Origin of the sequence: Novosphingobium sp. P6W, assembly GCF_000876675.2 — a bacterium.
Classification (GTDB): domain Bacteria; phylum Pseudomonadota; class Alphaproteobacteria; order Sphingomonadales; family Sphingomonadaceae; genus Novosphingobium.
Genome location: NZ_CP030352.1, coordinates 2,861,095 through 2,877,574 on the forward strand (window position 1 = coordinate 2,861,095; position 16,480 = coordinate 2,877,574).

Below are 16,480 nucleotides of genomic sequence, written 5' to 3' on the forward strand. Positions count from 1 at the left end.
GTCCATTATTTCGCAGGATCGAGAGCGATGTCGAATTCACCCTCTTCGGCGCGCACATGCACGGCTAAGACGCCGCCGGTCGGCAGGCGCTCCACCGGCACCACCTGCGCGCCGCGCGCCAGAAGGTAGAAGGCGCGCTCGGCGGTCACCGCGTCGCCGCCCGCCCCTTTCAGAGTGACGGCCAGCACCTTGACGTGGGCAGTGCCCGAATTGGCAAGCCGCAGCGCCTTGCCAAACAGCGAGGCGGTGAGGTGCGGCGCGGCCTTTTCGCCCGCGCGGAATACCGGGATCGAGATGCGCAGCAGCGTCTGCACAGTGCCGGGCACATCGAAAGCCGGATCGGGAAGCTGGTCGACGATCAGGCGCCACTGCCGTTCGGCCGGGTCCGCCGAAGGATCGGCAGGCAGGCTGCACCGCACCAGCCGGGTAGCGCCCGGCGCGATCGCGGCGATGGCGGGATTGACCACGAAACCGGCGTCCGGGTCGAGGATGTCGGCGCCGTTTTCGTCACGGCTCCAGGCATAGCTGCGGATCTGCACCGTCACCGGCTGATCGGAACTGTTGCCCAGTGTAAGCGAGCAGAAACGGCGGCCCGCAGCCACGTCGACGCGCACCGGCATGACGCTGAGCGAACCGGCCCGCGCCGGTGCGGCGCCAAGCGCGCCGAACAGGGCAACGAGCGCGAGCACGGCTGCGGTCAATACAGGTGCGCGCCGGACGGCCATCTCAGTACGTGACCGTCACGGTAACGGAGTCGGTATAAGCGCCGGCAGTGGTGTTCTGGCTGCCGGGAATACGGCCGTAGACGGTATATGCGGTGGCGGCGGTGCCTGCGGTGCCGGTCACGGTGTCAGTGCCGATGGTGTTGCCCCAGTTGGTGGCGCGGGTGGTGTCCTGATAAAGCGCGTAGTTAAGCGTGTGGCCGCTGCTGGTCAGCTTGCGCACGGCGGTGGTCGCCCCCGTGCCGGCACCGGCGCTGAGGCCGACGTTATAGGCCGTGCCCTGGGTGCAGGTCACGTTGAGCGTGGTCGATGCGTCGACATTGGCCGAGGAGATCGGGTTGTAGGTCCCGAAGGCCAGCGGGCTGGCCACGACCGTGCAGGTGGCCTGCACCGTCGCCGTCACCGCGATGGTATCGGTAGCAGTTGCCGCCAGCGCGGCCTGGGGAGCTAGGACGAAACCTGCGGCCAGGACAAGCCCGGCGGCAAGGGGGCGAAGGCAGGCCGGAGCCGTGCGGGTGTGGTGAACGTTGCTCATGCCAAGCGTTTACCAAACGGTTCTTGCGCAGCCTTCCAACGTCCCCCCCCGGTGTTCCCCGTAAGCGGCGAGCAAGCATTCGTCAGGCCGGGACAGGTCCGCCGGCAACGCTCTGGCGATTTCGGCCTGCCTTGATGCGAAAAACCCGATGTCTTGCGGCGCTGCGCTTTTGCCGCACGGGTGCAACTGGCAAGGTCCGCGCCAAGGGAGACCAACTTCCCGGGAGAGACGAGACCTTGCGCTATCTATCGGAAATCGCGGCCGCCTGGCGCCCGCTGCTGGCCGCGACGCTGGGCATGGGCACGGGCATGTCGATCATCGGGACGGTCACCAGCGCCATTGCCCCCACGCTTGTCGCCGATGCCGGCTGGTCGAAGGCGGACTTCGCCATGGTCGGCACTTTGGGTCTGCTGACAGCACTGGCGATGCCCTTCATCGGGCGGCTGGCCGATGTTCTGGGGGTCAAGTTCACGGCGCTGATCGGCATCGTCGCCATGCCGCTGGCCTTCCTGGCCTATAGTCTCAACGGCGGTTCCTTTCGGATCTACCTGGCCGTCTTCATCTTCCAGAGCGTGGTCTGCGTGACCACCACCGCCACCGTCTATACCCGGCTGGTGGTGCAACACGTTATCCATGCGCGCGGCCTGGCGCTGGCGATCGTCGCCTGCGGACCGGCGTTGTTCAGCGCCGTGGGCGGGCCGATCCTCAACGAATTCGTCGAAGCCAACGGCTGGGCGGCGACTTACCGCGCACTGGCGGTCTTCGTGGCGATCACCGGGGTCGTGACGTTCCTGCTGATCCCCTCCACCGGGCGCGACCATGCGCTGGCCGCCCTTGCCCCCAAGCGCCGCGCCCGCGACGACTATCCCGAAGTGTTCCGTGAGCCTGCGTTCTGGATTCTCTTCGCATCGATGTACCTGTGCAACCTGCCGCTCACGCTGATCCTGGTGCAGCTCAAGATGCTGGTGCTCGACAACGGCATCACCGGCGAAGGCGCCTCGATCATGTTCACTGCGCTGGCGCTGGGGATGCTTCTGGGCCGCTTCATCACCGGCGTCGCTCTCGACCGTTTCGCGCCGAACGTGGTCTCGTTCTTCACGCTGGGCCTGCCGGGCATCGGGCTATACGTATTGGCGACAAGCTACGATGCGCCTTCGGTCGTCACCGCCGCCATCTTCAGCCTGGGCTTCGCGGTGGGCGCTGAGGGCGACATCCTGGCCTATCTCGTCGCGCGGCATTTCCGCTCGGGCATCTATTCCAGCGTCCTGGGGCTGCTGACCGGCGTATGCTCGATGGCGGCCGCATCGGGAGCGATGCTGCTCAGCCTGACGCTGGCCCGCACCGGCAGCTTCAACACGTTCCTTGTCATCACCGGGACAACGGTGCTGATCGGCTCACTACTGCTGCTGATGCTGCGCCGTCCCGCGCAGATCGAAGTGGCCCCGGAGGCGATGCCGGCCTGAACGCGTTACACCAAGGCGCTTAGATGCTGACGCATCACGCCTTGGAAACGCGCAAACGCCGCGCAGGCCAACCAACTGATCTGCCATGCTGGAAATGTCGTAGCGAGGAAGCCTACTCCGCCACCACAACCTTGTCCGCTTCGTTCTCGGCCGCGAACTTGCGGGCGAGGACGGCGCAGACCATCAACTGGATCTGATGGAAGAACATCAGCGGCAGGATGATCGCACCCACCTGCGCCGCCGGGAACAACACCCCGGCCAGCGGCACGCCCGTCGCCAGGCTCTTCTTGGAACCGCAGAACAGCAGCACGATCCGGTCCTCACGCGGGAAGCCCAGCATCTTGCCGACCAGCGAGGCCGCGATCATCACTACGGCCAGCACGCCCAGCGAGAGCAGCGCAATCAGGCCCAGTTCGCCCAGCGTCACTTTCTGCCACAATCCCTCGATCACGGCGGCCCCGAAGGCAGTATAGACCACCAGCAGGATCGAGCCGCGATCGACGTAGCCGAGCACCTGCTTGTTGCGCGTCACGAACTTGCCGATCCACGGGCGCAGGAAATGGCCCGCCATAAACGGCAGCAGCAACTGCGAGGCGATGGCGATGACCGGGTCGGCGGAGAAGCCCTGGCTCTTGCCGGTGATCAGCAGCGCAGTCAGCACCGGCGTGATGAAGATGCCCGCCAGATTCGAGAACGAGGCGCTGCACACCGCCGCCGCCACGTTGCCCCCGGCAATCGCGGTGAACGCGATCGACGACTGCACGGTCGAAGGCAGCAGCGTCAGGTAGAGCACGCCGGTCGCCAGCGAAGGCTCAAGGCCGGGGATCGCCCGCACACCCAGACCGATGATCGGGAACAGAACGAAGGTCACCGCCGCCACCGTCAGGTGCAGCTTCCACGCCTTGGCCCCGTCGAGGATAGCCTCCCGCGAAAGTTTGGCGCCGTGGAGAAAGAACAGCAGCGCGATACCCGCATCGGCCACGCCGCCCGCGATATCGGCCCAGATCCCGCGCGCGGGAAGCACCGAAGCCAGACCCACCGTGCCGACCAGCAACAGCAGGTAAGGATCAATGTTCAAGCGCGCCAGCAGAGCCTTCATCGGTATTATGTCCTAACCGTCAAAGCCACTTCTGCTCGCGATACCACTGCGCGGTGGCCTTCAGGCCTTCGCGCGTTTCGATGCGGGGTTGCCAGAGCGTGGCGGGAACCGTGGCCTCGGGCGAGACCACCCAGTCCGGATGGCTGAAATAGGCGGCACGGTCGAGCGTCATTTTTGCGCGGGTGCCGCGCAAAAAATTGTCCAGGCGCGCCACCGTGGTCAGCATCCCGCGCGACATGCCGATCACGCGCGGGCGTTTGCCCATGGCCCAGCCGATGGCCATTGCCGTCTCATAGTGGTCCCAGCCCTGCGGCTTGCCGTCGTCCGGCTCGAACACGCGGCCGCTGACGCCGTCCGCCACTTCGCCCACCATCTCGCCGTTGCCGGGAACCAGCTCCACCAGCAGGCGCGCCAGATCCTCGACGTGGATCATCGACGCGCGCCCGTCCTTCGGCATCGGCATCACGCCCCAGCGCGCGGCGCGGAACAGCTCGAACATTTCCTTGTCGTGAGGCCCGTAGATCGCCGGGGGGCGCACGATGGTCCAGTCCAGCGGGCTGGCCATGAGAAACTTCTCGGCCTTGGCCTTGGACGCACCGTAAGCGGAAAGCTCCGGCTCACGCGCGGAGAGCGAGGAGACGTTGACGAAGCGGCGCACGCCGGCCTCGATCGCCGCCTCGATCATGTTGAGCGTGCCGGTGACGTTGCCTTCCTCGAACCCGGCGGCATCGGGCGCATTGACCACGCCGGCCACGTGGATCACGCCTTCGACGCCGTGCATGAGGTCGGCCAGCGCCGCCCGGTTGCCCAGGTCGCCGCCGACCCAGTCGACGTTGCGGCGTTCCGGCTGGGTGCGGCGGGTCAGCGCGCGCACCGCATAGCCCGCTTCAAGCGCGGCTTCGAGCACGGCCTGCCCGACAAATCCGGTCGCGCCGGTCAGTGCGATGATCGGCCGTTCTATCACTTCGTCACCATCGGGGACTTCATCACCATCTGGTCGCGGTGGACCACCGAGGAGCGCGGCGCATAGCCGAGAACCTGTTCCTGATCGCTCGAATGGAGGCCGACGATCGCGGCGCATTCGGCGCCGTCATACTCGGACAGGCCATGCGCCAGCACGCGGCCCTCCGCGTCGAGGATGGCAACCGGATCGCCCCGGCTGAACACGCCCTCGACCACCGTGATGCCCTTTGCCAGCAGGCTGGAGCCGCGGCGCAGCGCGGCCGCGGCGCCGTCGTCGACGATGAGTTCGCCCTTGAGCCGCAGGCGTCCGCCTAGCCACGCCTTGCGCGCGCCGGCCTTGCCGCGCGGCACGAACAGGGTGCCGATGCCGCCGGCGATGATGCGTTCCACCGGCCGGTCGTGCTGGCCGTTGCCGATGACCAGACAGATCCCGGCCAGCTGCGCGATTTCGGCCGCCTGCAGCTTGGACACCATGCCGCCCGAACCCATGCCGGAATTCGATTCGGTGCTGGCCATCGCCTGCACTTCGGCGGTCACGCCCTCTACCACCGGGATCATCCGCGCGCCGGGCAGCTTGGGGTGGCGATCGTAAAGACCGTCGATGTCGGACAGCAGCACCACCGCGCTTGCCCCCGCCGCCTGCGCCACGCGCGCGGCAAGGCGGTCGTTGTCGCCGAAGCGGATTTCCTGAGTCGCCACCGAATCGTTCTCGTTGATGACCGGCACCGCGCCCGCATCCAGAAGGCGGCCCAGCGTGGCGGTGACGTTGAGGTAACGGCGGCGGTCTTCCAGATCTTCCAGGGTGAGCAGCATTTGCGCGGCGGTAATGCCGTGGCCGCCCAGCAGCTGCGCCCAAAGCCCCGAAAGCGCGATCTGGCCCACGGCGGCAGCGGCCTGCGCATCGGCAAGGCTGCCGCGTCCGCCCTTCTCCAGCCCCAGCGTCGCCGCGCCCAGCGCGATGGCGCCTGAAGACACGACGATCACGTCCTGTCCCCGGCCGCGCGCCTCGGCGATCTCGGCCACGAGACCCGCCACCCAGGCGCGCCGCACGCCTTCCGGGCCGACAAGCAGCGCCGATCCCACCTTGATGACAAGGCGGGGAGACAGGGATGCGTCGGCGAGGTCGGAGAGTCGGGAAATGGGCATGGGAACGCCAGCCTCTAGGGTAATCGCCGCGTGGATGAAAGCACGAGCTTGCGCGGGTGAGCGCGGACGCGGAACGGGTGGGACGCTAAAATCGGGGCGCGCTCACGAGGGGCTTCGACAAGCTCAGCCTGAGCGGAGTGGAGAACTTTGCGCAAGTTCCGCTCGGCCTGAGCGGAGTGGAGAACTTTGCGCAAGTTCCGCTAACCCTGAACGGAGTTGAGACTTCACGCAAGTTCCGCTCACCCTGAGCTTGTCGAAGGGTCAGGCTGACCCTGTCGAAGCCTCCGATCCGCGCAGCTACCTCAGATCGGCGACCACGGTTTTTCGTCGAGTTCTTCCTGCGCGCCCTGGGGACGCTCGGTCACCGTAGCGGCCGGGAGATAGTCGACGATAGCATCCAGCAGCTTCGACATGCCCCTGCCGGTGGCGCCAGAGATCGGGAAAACCTCGTCGGCCCCGGCCTTCAGCAACATCTTGGCGTAGTCAGCCGCCAGCGCATCGTCGACAAGGTCGCACTTGTTGAGCGCGACCAGGCGCGGCTTGTCCGACAGTTCTTCGCTGTAGGCTTCCAGCTCCTCCTCAACGATGTGCATCGCTTCGACGGGATCGGCGTTGGAAATATCGATGAGGTGTACCAGCACGCGGCAACGCTCGATGTGGCCCAGGAAACGGTCACCCACGCCTGCGCCTTCTGCGGCGCCGGCGATCAGGCCGGGAATGTCGGCCACCACGAACTCGCGGTGCTTGTGCATGACGACGCCCAGCTGCGGGCGCAGCGTGGTGAACGCATAGTCGCCGACCTTGGCCTTGGCGTTCGACAGCTTGTTGATGAAGGTCGACTTGCCCGCGTTGGGCATGCCCACCAGACCGACGTCGGCCAGCAGCTTGAGGCGCAACCATACCCATTGCTCAACCGGGGCAATGCCCGGCTGGTGCTGGCGCGGGGCGCGGTTGGTGCTGGTCTTGTAGCTGGCGTTGCCGCGCCCACCCATGCCGCCTTCCATGAAGACCACGCGCTGGCCGGCCTGCGTCAGATCGAGCAGTACGGTGTCACGGTCCTCATCATCGGCGATCACCTGCGTGCCAATCGGCACCTTGATGACAAGGTCCTTGCCGGACGCGCCGTTGCGGTTCTGGCCCATGCCGTGGCCACCGCGCGGGGCCTTGAAGTGCTGGGTGTAGCGGAAATCGATCAGGGTATTGAGACCTGCGACCGCCTCGAAGATGATGTCGCCGCCCTTGCCGCCGTTGCCGCCGTCAGGGCCGCCGTATTCGACGTACATCTCGCGCCGGAAGCTGACCGCACCGGGGCCGCCGCCGCCCGAACGCGTGTAGATCTTGGCCTGGTCTAGAAAATGCATGGTCCGTCGCTTCCGGCGCTACTGCAGCGCCCAACTTGCGACTGGCCCCGGCTGCCGGGACCGAAACCGTCCCGTTTGCGCCACCTGCCGCAGATAAACAAAAAACCCGGCCGTGTTTCGGGCCGGGTGATGCCCGGATGATTCCCGAACATGCCAAAACTATAAATACCCGTTCGCACACTGGTGGAGCCGAGGGGGATCGAACCCCTGACCTCGTCATTGCGAACGACGCGCTCTCCCAGCTGAGCTACGGCCCCGTTCCAGTACTACGCCCCCAATGCAGCTCACGCCGTATCGGGTGCGTCCCCTTAGCGAACAGAACCCCGCCCGAAAAGGGCAAAAATGCATGGCGCGCAAATCACCAGAGCCGCGCGCCGTGCGAAATCCTTACTGGGCGGAGGCCTGCGGCTTTGGCGCGGCCTGCACTGCCGGCTGCGCCAGCGTCTGCTCGGACGTGGGACGCACCGTGATCAGCCCGCCCGCACCATAGCGCGACTGCCATGCGGCGAGGTCCGCACGGTACTGCTCGTAAGCGGTGAAGAATTCCTTGAACGGCGCCTCCAGCTTAGCGAGGCCTTGATAGGAATAGCTTTCGAACTGGCTCGGCTCGATCGTCGTCAGATCGGTGCTCAGTTCCATCGCCGCCTTGCAGAAACCTGCGTCGACGGGGGGCAGCGAGAAGAAATTGTAGACCTGCGTTTGGTAGCTTTCACGCGCAACGATCGCGGCGCGGCCCTTGTGCAGCGTCTTGAAGCTGCGATCGATCTCGGCCGAAGCTTTGTCGAGCGACTTGTCATACGTCTTGAGGAAGCGCTTGTAGCCTTCCAGGATCGGCGCAAACTCTGGCTCGACGCAGTTGAGCGCCGCCACGTTATAGCCCGAACGCAGGTTCCAGACCGTCTGCGACGTGGAGATTCCGTAGTTCACGGTATGGCGCTGGCCATCTTCCGCGACCGGCGGAACCGTCATTTCCAGCGGCGCGCCCATCGGCGGACTAGGCATCGGCGGGATGACGACAACCGGCGGCGGCGGTGGTGGGGGGGGAGGCGGCGCCTTCGCGCAGCCTGCCAGCGCAGCAAGGGCCACAGCGACTGCCGAGCCTGCCAGCAGCGACAGGCGGCTACGCGTGCCCTGTTCGCCAGCTCTTATGTCCATCGCGTTGCTCACCCAAAGTTCTCCATCACAGTGCAAAATGTCTAGCCTTACGAGCCCGTAAAGCAAATGCCCGGTGCGACGAAACGCACCGGGCATCATGACTTTGGTAATCTGCACTGTGGATTAATCGCTTCGAAGGCAGTTTCCTCCACTTCGGTTGCGATCACTCCTGCACGTATCAGTCGCGCTGACCCAGGAAGCTCAGCAGGAACTGGAACATGTTGATGAAGTCCAGGTAGAGGCTGAGTGCGCCCAGGATCACGGCCTTGCCGACGAAATCGGTGCCGCGAAGCTGCGCGTACTGGTTCTTGAGCATCTGCGTGTCATAGGCGGTGAGACCCGCGAAGATCAGCACGCCCAGGACCGAAATCGCCAGCTGCAGCGTGGTCGAACCCAGGAAGATGTTGAGCAGCGAGGCGATCAGGATGCCGACCACGCCCATGATGAGGAACGTGCCGAAGCCCGACAGGTCCTTCTTCGTGGTGTAGCCATAAAGGCTGAGCGCCGAGAACGCCGCCGCGGTCGCGAAGAACGTGGTTGCGATCGACGAGCTGGTGTAGATCAGGAAGATCGTCGAGAGCGACATGCCCATGACCGCCGCGAAGGCCCAGTAGAGCACCTTCAGGGTCGATTCGCTGAAACGCTGCGCGCCGCCGCTGATAGCGAAGACGAAACCGAGCGGGGCCAGCATGATGACCCACTTGAGAGGGGTCGCCATCACCGCCTGCGTCAGACCATAGTTCGCAAACAGAACTGCGACGACGCCGGAAAGCAGTACGCCCGAGGCCATGTAGTTGTAGATAGACAGCATATGACGCCGCAGACCAGCATCGTACGTGGTCCGGCCGGCGGATTGCCCGTCTAGGCTCGGAGACGCACCGAAGCCCCTGCGGGGCTGGGGGTCGTTCCAATTCGCCATTTCTAACTCCCTTTCGCGGGTCACTGCACAATGCGGACCTGCATGAGGAGGAATATCGCCCCGCCCCGGCCAAGTTTCAAGGAAAACCGGATCCGGTTATTTGTGACAAATTGTGTAAGCGCCTGCTTCGATCAGGCCTTGCGCGCCGCCGCCGCCATTTCGGCATTGCGATCGCGCGAGGCGGTCATCGCTTCGGCGACGACTTCCGCCAGCGCCCCGCCCGCATCCAGCATGTTCATGCCCGCCCGGGTCGAGCCGCCTGGACTGGCGACCTTGTCGGCCAGTTCGCCCGGCGAAAACTCGGAGGCCCCTGCAAGCAGTGCCGCACCTTCGACCATGGCCAGCGCGAGGCGCTGCGACTGCCCCTCATCCAGTCCGAGCGCGGTGCCCCCGGCGGCAAGACTGTCGATGAAACGGTAGACGAAGGCCGGGCCGCAGCCCGCAAGCGCGGTGACCGCATCGAACAAGTGCTCACCCGCCAGCCACTCAGGCGTGCCCAGCGGCGCCATCAGCGCCGTCACGGCGGCGCGGCCGATTTCGTCGAGCCCGCGCGCGTCAAGCGCGATGGGCGACTTGCCGATGGCCGCCGCCAGGTTGGGCATGATCCGAACCAATGCGCCCACGGCGGGGAAGCGCGCGGCAAGGCTGTCGAATTCGACGCCCGCGAGGATGGAGAACAGCACCGTCTCACGGCCCAACAGCGGCGCCAGCAGGGGGGCGACATCGTCCAGCCCCTGCGGCTTCACGCCCAGCAGTACGGCGTCGAAGCGGCCCTCGGCAGGCAGTTCGCGTAGCAGCGTAACGCCTTCGGGAAGCCCGTCGCGGTTAGGATCGACAACGGTGAAGCGCGAAGCCGGTATACCGCCCGCCAACCAGCCCGTCAGCATCGCCCCGGCCATGTTGCCGCAGCCCACGAGCAGGATGTTCTGAAACCGGTCCATGTCCATATCCTCTTGCGCAAAACGCCTGTCCGGCGCGCGGCTTAGGCCAGCACGGAGAGGCTGCCAAGACCAAAGCCGGGTAAGTTCAAGCGCGGCGCAGGGTATTCAACCGCCTACCTTCACGCTTCTCCGGCGGCGTCCACCATCGCGGCGGCGAGCGCCTCGGCCGGGGTCTTGTCGCCCCAGAGGATGAACTGGAACACCGGATAGAAACGGTCGCATTCCTCGATCGCGGCTTCCACCACCATCTGCGCCTCGCCCGGGCCGAGCAGCCCTTCGGGGCCGAGCATGAGGCCATGGCGATAGAGCACCACGCCGCCGTTCGACCAGACATCGAAATGGCCAAGCCACAGCTGCTCGTTGATAAGCGCCAGCGCTTCGTAGACGGCGGCCCGCTTGCCATCGGCGATGCGAATGTCGGGCAGGCACAGCAATTGCAGCACCCGATCCTCGGGGCGCCAGATCGCCTGGATCTGATAGCTGGCCCAGGCGCCCTTCACTTCGGCGGAGATTTCATCCTCACCCGAATACTCGAAGGGCCAGTCACGCGCCTCGAACAGGGAGGCGAGCATCTCGACGGGCGCGGCTTCGTCGTCATCGCGATCGATATCGTCCTGAACCGTCCTCATAACCTGTGACATCAACCCTCCGCGAAACCGGTGCAATGGATGCTTCCTGCAAGCGGGATAGCACAATCCGGCATACAGCGATCGCCTGCGCATAACTGCACAAGCCTGTTCACAGAGTGTGGATAAGAATGAACGCCCGTTCAGACAAAGAAAAACCGCTCCTTTTTCTGAACGGTTTGTCGATCACCAGGCCGTCATCACTTGCCCGAAAGCGCATCCACAACCTGGCCTGCCGGGCTGGTCCATGGCAGCGCATCGGAAATACCCTGCTTGCGGGCATCGGCGATGAATGCCGTGGCTGCCTTCTGCGTGGCGAAAGGACCGATCAGGATGCGATTGGTACGGCCCATCTCGCTGACGTAAGGCTGGCGCCCCTTGAACAGCGCGGGGGCCTCGCGGTTATTGCGCCGCCAGTCGAAAGCGATTGCCGCCTTGTCACGGCCGACGCCGATCTGCACCCAGATACGGCTGGGGTGCGATGGCGGCGCGGGCTTCCTGGCCTTGGCCTTCGCTTCGGCGGCAGCCTTGGCCTCGGCAGCTTTGGCTTCGGCCGCCTTGGTCTTTGCATCTTTGGCTTTGGAGTCGAGCTTGGCCTTGGCGTCCTTCGCCTTTGGCTCGGCCGCATCGGCTTCGTCGACTTGCGGCAGTTCTATCTTGGGCGGAACCCGAGGCGGCGGCGCAGCCGGCGTGATCATGCGGATATCGACCGCGCCCGGCGCCGGCAGGACAGCCGCCGTCGGTTTACCAAGATCCGCGAAGATGTCGGCAAGCGAAAGCTGGCCGGGACCGGGCGACGGTGCGGTGCTTGCGGCGGTAGGCGGTGTGCTTGCAGCGGCAGGCGGTGTGCTTGCCGGCGGCGGAGATTGCGGTGCCGGTTGCGGCGCGACTGCGCCTTGCGAGGCAGGCACTTGCGCAAGATCGAAGCCCGGACTCGTCGGCTGCGTGGCAGAGGGCAGCGTTACAGGCGCACGAACCGGCGCCGGTGTAGCCTGAGCCACGCGGACCGGAACAGGTGTTGGCGCCTGGGCCAGCCCCGGGTTCGGAGCGAGGGTAGGCCTGGGCGTCTCGACGGTCGAGGGCATTTCGACCTTGCGGCCAAGCGCCGGCAACTCGCCGCCGTCACGCTCGATCGTCGGGTTTACCTCGGGAGGAGCGACGCGGTCCGGATCGGCCGCAGCGAGCGTGACGGGACGGGACACGGCCGCGGCGGTCTTGCCGGTCTCATCCCTGGCGCCGCGTGTGCGAGGGCCCACCGCCCTTGCCGCCCTGCCCGGCTTGGGTACAGCGGCAGCGGCAACTTTCGTTCCAGCCTTCACCCCGCCCGTGCCAAGCGGCTCGCCCTTGGGGATCAGGCTGCCACCTGCCGCACCGGTGCGCGGCGGCGCATAGGCGGCGATGCGGGCATCGTCGCGGCCGACCTCGGAGGCGCGCGGAAAGCGCCCGAGGTTGGCAGCGGCGGCCTGCTGGGCCCTTGTCAGGCGCGGCATGTACCGCAGGTACGGCGCGATGTTCTGGGCTAGCGGAGCCGGCAGGATTTTCTGCGCGACGTCGACCGCCTCGTTGGTGTCACCCTTGATTGCCAGCGTGAAGGCGCGGGTGCGCCAGCCGGGCTTGTCCTGCTTGTTGAGCAGCGGCAGCAGCGTGCGGTACGCCGTATCGCCATCGCCGCCGATCGCCTGGCTGACCGCAAGGCGGGTGCGCACCTCGTCGGCCACGGCGCCGGACGTCGCGGTCAGGGCCATCGCATACTGGCGCTGCGCCGAAGCATTGTCGCCGACAAGATCATACGCCAGCCCCCGGTCGCCAGAGATCAACCCGGGCGTTGCTCCGGCCTTCTCGGCCTCGTCGAACAGGGGGATGGCACTGACGGGGTCGCCGCTGAGGACAAATGCACTGCCCATCCCGGCCTTGACGCGGGCATTGCCGGGGCTTGCCTCGTCGGCGCGGCGGTAGAAGCCGATGGCTGCGGCGTAATCCTGCATCGCGCGCGCCGCATCGCCTGCCTCGATAAGAGCGGGGACATCGCGGGGATTGCGCCCGATCGTGGCAAGGGCAGCATTGAGGCGTTTGCTGTCGGCGCTCGGCAGGGCCTGGACGACGGGGCGCGAAACCACCGGCGCGCCTTGGGCCGCAGCCGCCGGCGCCCATGCCGCCATACCGGCGAGTGCCGCTCCACAAAGCCAGCGCGAAACCAAATGATCCACCCGCAAGTCCTTCGTCATCCTGTCCGCCCGGATGCCTCCCCGCGAGGCATGTACCGGCGGCTTAACTCGGCGGCCGCGCCATCGGCGCCGGAGCCGCTGCGCGAATCCGCGCGGGGACGCCCATGCGCGGTGCCCGATGAACCGCAAGCGAACGTGGGGCAGGCCTGGCTAAAATGCGAACGGGCCGGCACTTCCAGGAAGTCCGGCCCGCCCTGCTTCGACCAGAATACGTCGGGGAGAGACTGGCCTTGCGACTGGCCCTGCCCCGACGCGGGATGCGTCTTACTGGTTGTTCTGACGGCCGAGGAAGCGCGGGATGCTGATCGATCCGGCATCCGCGTCGTCGTCTTCACTCGCGGCCTCCGCACCGGGGCGCGGACGCGACAGGCTGGTCATGCGTTCGAACAGGGTGCTGCCACCGCCAGCCGCGGGCTTGGGACGCGGCGCCACCGGGGCCTGAGGCGCAGGTTGCACCTGACCGCCATCGAGCCGCAGCTCATCCTGCATGCGCGAACGCGGTGCGGGAGCCGGAGCCGGCTGCGGCTCTGCCGGCGCTTCGACGCCCAGCTCGAATGGCTCATCCGCTTCGTCGGAAGCGCCCAGTTCCAGTTCCGCGGAAGGCTCGTAAGCCTGGGGCGCAGCCGAGAACGAAGCAGGCTCAGGCGCCTGGATCGGCGCAGCCTGCACCGGAGCGGGCGCGGACGAGGTCTGATACGACATCGAGGACGGGGCCTGGGTCTGCGGACGCACCGGACCGCGCGACGAACCCAGGTTCAGCGGGCGCGAGGCGATTTCGGCCATCTCGGTGGTCTGCTCTATGCCGGTCGCGACGACCGACACGCGGATCTTGCCCTGCAGGTCCGGGTTGAACGCCGAACCCCAGATGATGTTCGCATCGGGATCGACCAGTTCGCGGATGTGGTTCGCGGCTTCGTCGACTTCGAGCAGCTTCATGTCGTCGCCGCCGATGATCGAGATGATGACGCCCTTGGCGCCCTGCATCGACACGCCGTCGAGCAGCGGGTTCGCAATCGCGCGTTCCGCCGCTTCGAGAGCGCGGTTCGGGCCTTCGCCTTCGCCGGTGCCCATCATCGCCTTGCCCATTTCACCCATCACCGAGCGGACATCCGCGAAGTCAAGGTTGATGAGGCCCGGCATGATCATGAGATCGGTGATCGAGCGCACACCCTGCTGGAGCACTTCGTCGGCGAGCGAGAAGGCTTCCTTGAAGGTGGTTTCGGCCTTGGCCACCAGGAACAGGTTCTGGTTCGGGATGACGATCAGGGTATCGACGTGCTTCTGCAGCTCCTCGATGCCGGAATCGGCAGCGCGCATGCGGCGCGTGCCTTCGAACATGAAGGGCTTGGAAACCACGCCCACCGTCAGCACGCCCTTGGCGCGTGCGGCTTCCGCGATGATCGGGGCAGCACCCGTGCCGGTGCCGCCGCCCATGCCGGCCGCGATGAAGACCATGTGGACGCCGTCGAGCAGGCGCTCCAGCTCCTCAAGCGTTTCTTCGGCGGCTGCGCGGCCCACTTCCGGGCGGGCGCCGGCGCCGAGGCCCTGCGTGATGTCGGGACCAAGCTGGATTCGCGTTTCCGCAATCGAGTTGTTCAGCGCCTGCGCGTCGGTATTGGCGACGACGAAGTCCACGCCTTCGATCTGCGCCTGGATCATGTTGGCGATGGCGTTCCCACCCGCGCCGCCAACGCCGATGACGACGATGCGCGGACGAAGTTCTTCGATCGCCGGGGGTCCGATGTTAATGCTCATTTCGCTCTCCTGGCAGGCACGTGCGCGAAGAAAAATTATTGACTTGCCTGATGGCACGCTTCGAGTCGTCGAAGCAAAGCATCATAAACCTTTGTCCACAGCCAAAACCGCTGTTCTCGCCGCTCTGGCCGGGGTTTTGCACGGCTGGGCCGCTGCTGGCCGGATAGGGCTTCGACAAGCTCAGCCTGACCCTTCGACAAGCTCAGGGTGAGCGGACGTCAGTCCATACTTCTCGATCCGCTCAGGCTGAGCTTGTCGAAGCCCTCCCGCGCAATAGCCCAGCCTCAAAAATACTCGCGCAGCGCCTGATAGACACGCCCGACCATGCCCATCCCGCCCAGCTTGACCGTGCGGGTGTGGCTCCTGCCCATCGCGCGGATATCGACCGGATCTGCCGCCGCGTAGAGGACAAGCCCCGCCAGCGTCGAAAAGCCCGGCTTGACGTGCGCTTCGGCCAATCCCGCAAGGTGCGGCACCCGGCCGATGCGCACCGGCTTGCCGATCGCCGCCTGCGCATAATCCGCCAGACCCACCAGTTCCGCGCCGCCGCCGGTAAATACCACCTGCTTGCCGCGCTGGCCGGTGAAGCGCATCGTCTTGAGCGCCTTGTTGATCTCCTCCATCAGCGAGCCGAGCTGGCCGGTAATGACGCCGATCAGCTCCGCGCGCGGGATGCGGTTCTTGTCATCCGCATGGCGGGCGATCGGGCCGGTGCCTTCCTCGCCCGGTGCGTTGACGGGGATCATCTCGCGGTGATCGGTCGGGTTTGCGATGGCCGAGCCGTTGACGCATTTCAGGCGCTCCGCCTGGAAACGGCGGATGCCGAAGGCCGAGGCGATGGCGTCGGTGATGTCCGCGGACCCCATGGGGATCGCCATCATGTCCTTGAGCATGCCCTGCTCGTAGATCGCCACGTTGGTTACCTCGCCGCCGAACTCGACCAGGGCGACGCCCAGATCGCGTTCCTCGGGCGAGAGGCAGGCCTGCCCCGCAGCAATCGGCGAGCCGACCACCGCCTCGACTTCGAGGTGCGCGTTCTGCACAGCCTCGGTCAGGTTGCGGATCGGTGCACCCTCGGCGAGCATGATGTGGATGTCGACGCCGAGCCGCTCGGCATGGAGGCCCTTGGGATTGCCGACGCCGTGGGCGCCGTCGAGCCGGTACTGCGCCGGCTGGGCGTGCAGAACCATGCGCCCGTCGGGCTGGATCACGTCGCGCGCCGAGATCAGCAGTTGGTCGATATCCTCCTGCTCGATGCGGCGGCCGCCGATTTCCGCGTCGAACTGGTCGATCCGGCTGGCGAGCCCGGCCCCGGAGCAGCCGATCCACACTTTCTGGACAGCGGTGTCGGCCATCTTCTCGGCGCGGTCGATCGCGTCGCGCACCGCGTAAGTCGCGGCGGCCATGTCGGTCACGTAGCCGCGCTTGATGCCCTGGCTGGCCCGGTGACCCGAGCCGAGCACGACCATGTCGCCCACTTCGTTGATCCCGGCGACGATGGCCGAAATGCGGAACGAGCCGATGTTGACCGCGCCGAAAACGCGGGAGATGCGCTGCGTGGCCATCAGAG

At 66.2% G+C, this 16,480-nt stretch carries 14 protein-coding genes and 1 tRNA gene; 1 reads left to right on the forward strand and 14 read right to left on the reverse strand.

Translation table 11 applies throughout. The annotated features are described in order from the left end of the window. Window positions 1-5 precede the first annotated feature (5 nt). Together TQ38_RS13760 and TQ38_RS13765 are read right to left on the reverse strand one after the other, a co-directional pair. A complete protein-coding gene (locus TQ38_RS13760; protein ID WP_043971168.1) occupies window positions 6-701 on the reverse strand; it encodes a molecular chaperone in 696 nt (231 codons plus the stop codon). 25 nt (window positions 702-726) lie between these two features. Continuing rightward, window positions 727-1,257 (reverse strand): spore coat U domain-containing protein, encoded by a 531-nt coding sequence (locus TQ38_RS13765; protein WP_052505558.1) that lies wholly within the window; start codon window positions 1,255-1,257, stop codon window positions 727-729. Between the two features lie 236 nt (window positions 1,258-1,493). Here TQ38_RS13765 and TQ38_RS13770 point away from each other — a divergent pair, with 236 nt between their 5' ends. Further along, window positions 1,494-2,720 carry an MFS transporter gene (locus tag TQ38_RS13770; protein ID WP_043971170.1) on the forward strand — a complete coding sequence of 409 codons (1,227 nt, stop codon included), beginning with the start codon at window positions 1,494-1,496 and terminating at the stop codon, window positions 2,718-2,720. Window positions 2,721-2,832: 112 nt separating this feature from the next. Here the strand turns inward: TQ38_RS13770 and TQ38_RS13775 are convergent, their stop codons facing one another. From TQ38_RS13775 to ftsA, 12 genes are all read right to left on the reverse strand, one after another. Continuing rightward, on the reverse strand, window positions 2,833-3,819 hold the full coding sequence (locus TQ38_RS13775; protein WP_082057523.1) for a bile acid:sodium symporter family protein: 987 nt from the start codon (window positions 3,817-3,819) through the stop codon (window positions 2,833-2,835). A gap of 19 nt (window positions 3,820-3,838) precedes the next feature. Next, the gene (locus TQ38_RS13780; protein ID WP_370059802.1) at window positions 3,839-4,780 is read right to left on the reverse strand and encodes an NAD-dependent epimerase/dehydratase family protein; all 942 of its coding nucleotides are present in this window, start codon (window positions 4,778-4,780) and stop codon (window positions 3,839-3,841) included. Beyond that, a complete protein-coding gene (proB, locus tag TQ38_RS13785) occupies window positions 4,780-5,928 on the reverse strand; it encodes a glutamate 5-kinase (protein ID WP_043971174.1) in 1,149 nt (382 codons plus the stop codon). The genes TQ38_RS13780 and proB overlap by 1 nt, the downstream gene beginning before the upstream one ends. A 302-nt stretch (window positions 5,929-6,230) precedes the next feature. After that, on the reverse strand, window positions 6,231-7,289 hold the full coding sequence (gene obgE / locus TQ38_RS13790) for a GTPase ObgE (RefSeq protein WP_043971176.1): 1,059 nt from the start codon (window positions 7,287-7,289) through the stop codon (window positions 6,231-6,233). Between the two features lie 181 nt (window positions 7,290-7,470). After that, window positions 7,471-7,546 (reverse strand) — tRNA-Ala (locus tag TQ38_RS13795). Between the two features lie 130 nt (window positions 7,547-7,676). After that, window positions 7,677-8,444 (reverse strand): hypothetical protein, encoded by a 768-nt coding sequence (locus TQ38_RS13800; RefSeq protein ID WP_052505581.1) that lies wholly within the window; start codon window positions 8,442-8,444, stop codon window positions 7,677-7,679. 178 nt (window positions 8,445-8,622) lie between these two features. Beyond that, entirely contained in the window at window positions 8,623-9,363 is a 741-nt protein-coding gene (locus TQ38_RS13805) for a Bax inhibitor-1/YccA family protein (RefSeq protein ID WP_043971181.1), read from the reverse strand. 131 nt (window positions 9,364-9,494) lie between these two features. Then, window positions 9,495-10,304 carry a pyrroline-5-carboxylate reductase gene (locus tag TQ38_RS13810; RefSeq protein WP_043971764.1) on the reverse strand — a complete coding sequence of 270 codons (810 nt, stop codon included), beginning with the start codon at window positions 10,302-10,304 and terminating at the stop codon, window positions 9,495-9,497. Between the two features lie 119 nt (window positions 10,305-10,423). Continuing rightward, a complete protein-coding gene (locus tag TQ38_RS13815; protein ID WP_043971182.1) occupies window positions 10,424-10,945 on the reverse strand; it encodes a YbjN domain-containing protein in 522 nt (173 codons plus the stop codon). Between the two features lie 185 nt (window positions 10,946-11,130). Then, a complete protein-coding gene (locus TQ38_RS13820) occupies window positions 11,131-13,155 on the reverse strand; it encodes an SPOR domain-containing protein (RefSeq protein ID WP_043971184.1) in 2,025 nt (674 codons plus the stop codon). A 264-nt stretch (window positions 13,156-13,419) separates the two neighbouring features. Continuing rightward, window positions 13,420-14,910 (reverse strand): cell division protein FtsZ, encoded by a 1,491-nt coding sequence (gene ftsZ / locus TQ38_RS13825; protein WP_043971186.1) that lies wholly within the window; start codon window positions 14,908-14,910, stop codon window positions 13,420-13,422. A 284-nt stretch (window positions 14,911-15,194) separates the two neighbouring features. Continuing rightward, window positions 15,195-16,475 carry a cell division protein FtsA gene (gene ftsA / locus TQ38_RS13830; RefSeq protein ID WP_043971188.1) on the reverse strand — a complete coding sequence of 427 codons (1,281 nt, stop codon included), beginning with the start codon at window positions 16,473-16,475 and terminating at the stop codon, window positions 15,195-15,197. Window positions 16,476-16,480: the final 5 nt, after the last annotated feature.

Excerpts from the sequence above, each read along its gene's own strand:
- obgE (WP_043971176.1), bottom strand. The coding sequence starts at position 7,289 with ATGCATTTTCTAGACCAGGCCAAGATCTACACGCGTTCGGGCGGCGGC.
- TQ38_RS13775 (WP_082057523.1), bottom strand. The coding sequence starts at position 3,819 with ATGAAGGCTCTGCTGGCGCGCTTGAACATTGATCCTTACCTGCTGTTG.
- TQ38_RS13810 (WP_043971764.1), bottom strand. The coding sequence starts at position 10,304 with ATGGACCGGTTTCAGAACATCCTGCTCGTGGGCTGCGGCAACATGGCC.
- TQ38_RS13820 (WP_043971184.1), bottom strand. The coding sequence starts at position 13,155 with ATGACGAAGGACTTGCGGGTGGATCATTTGGTTTCGCGCTGGCTTTGT.
- ftsA (WP_043971188.1), bottom strand. The coding sequence starts at position 16,475 with ATGGCCACGCAGCGCATCTCCCGCGTTTTCGGCGCGGTCAACATCGGC.
- ftsZ (WP_043971186.1), bottom strand. The coding sequence starts at position 14,910 with ATGAGCATTAACATCGGACCCCCGGCGATCGAAGAACTTCGTCCGCGC.
- TQ38_RS13800 (WP_052505581.1), bottom strand. The coding sequence starts at position 8,444 with ATGGACATAAGAGCTGGCGAACAGGGCACGCGTAGCCGCCTGTCGCTG.
- proB (WP_043971174.1), bottom strand. The coding sequence starts at position 5,928 with ATGCCCATTTCCCGACTCTCCGACCTCGCCGACGCATCCCTGTCTCCC.
- TQ38_RS13805 (WP_043971181.1), bottom strand. The coding sequence starts at position 9,363 with ATGGCGAATTGGAACGACCCCCAGCCCCGCAGGGGCTTCGGTGCGTCT.
- TQ38_RS13815 (WP_043971182.1), bottom strand. The coding sequence starts at position 10,945 with ATGTCACAGGTTATGAGGACGGTTCAGGACGATATCGATCGCGATGAC.
- TQ38_RS13765 (WP_052505558.1), bottom strand. The coding sequence starts at position 1,257 with ATGAGCAACGTTCACCACACCCGCACGGCTCCGGCCTGCCTTCGCCCC.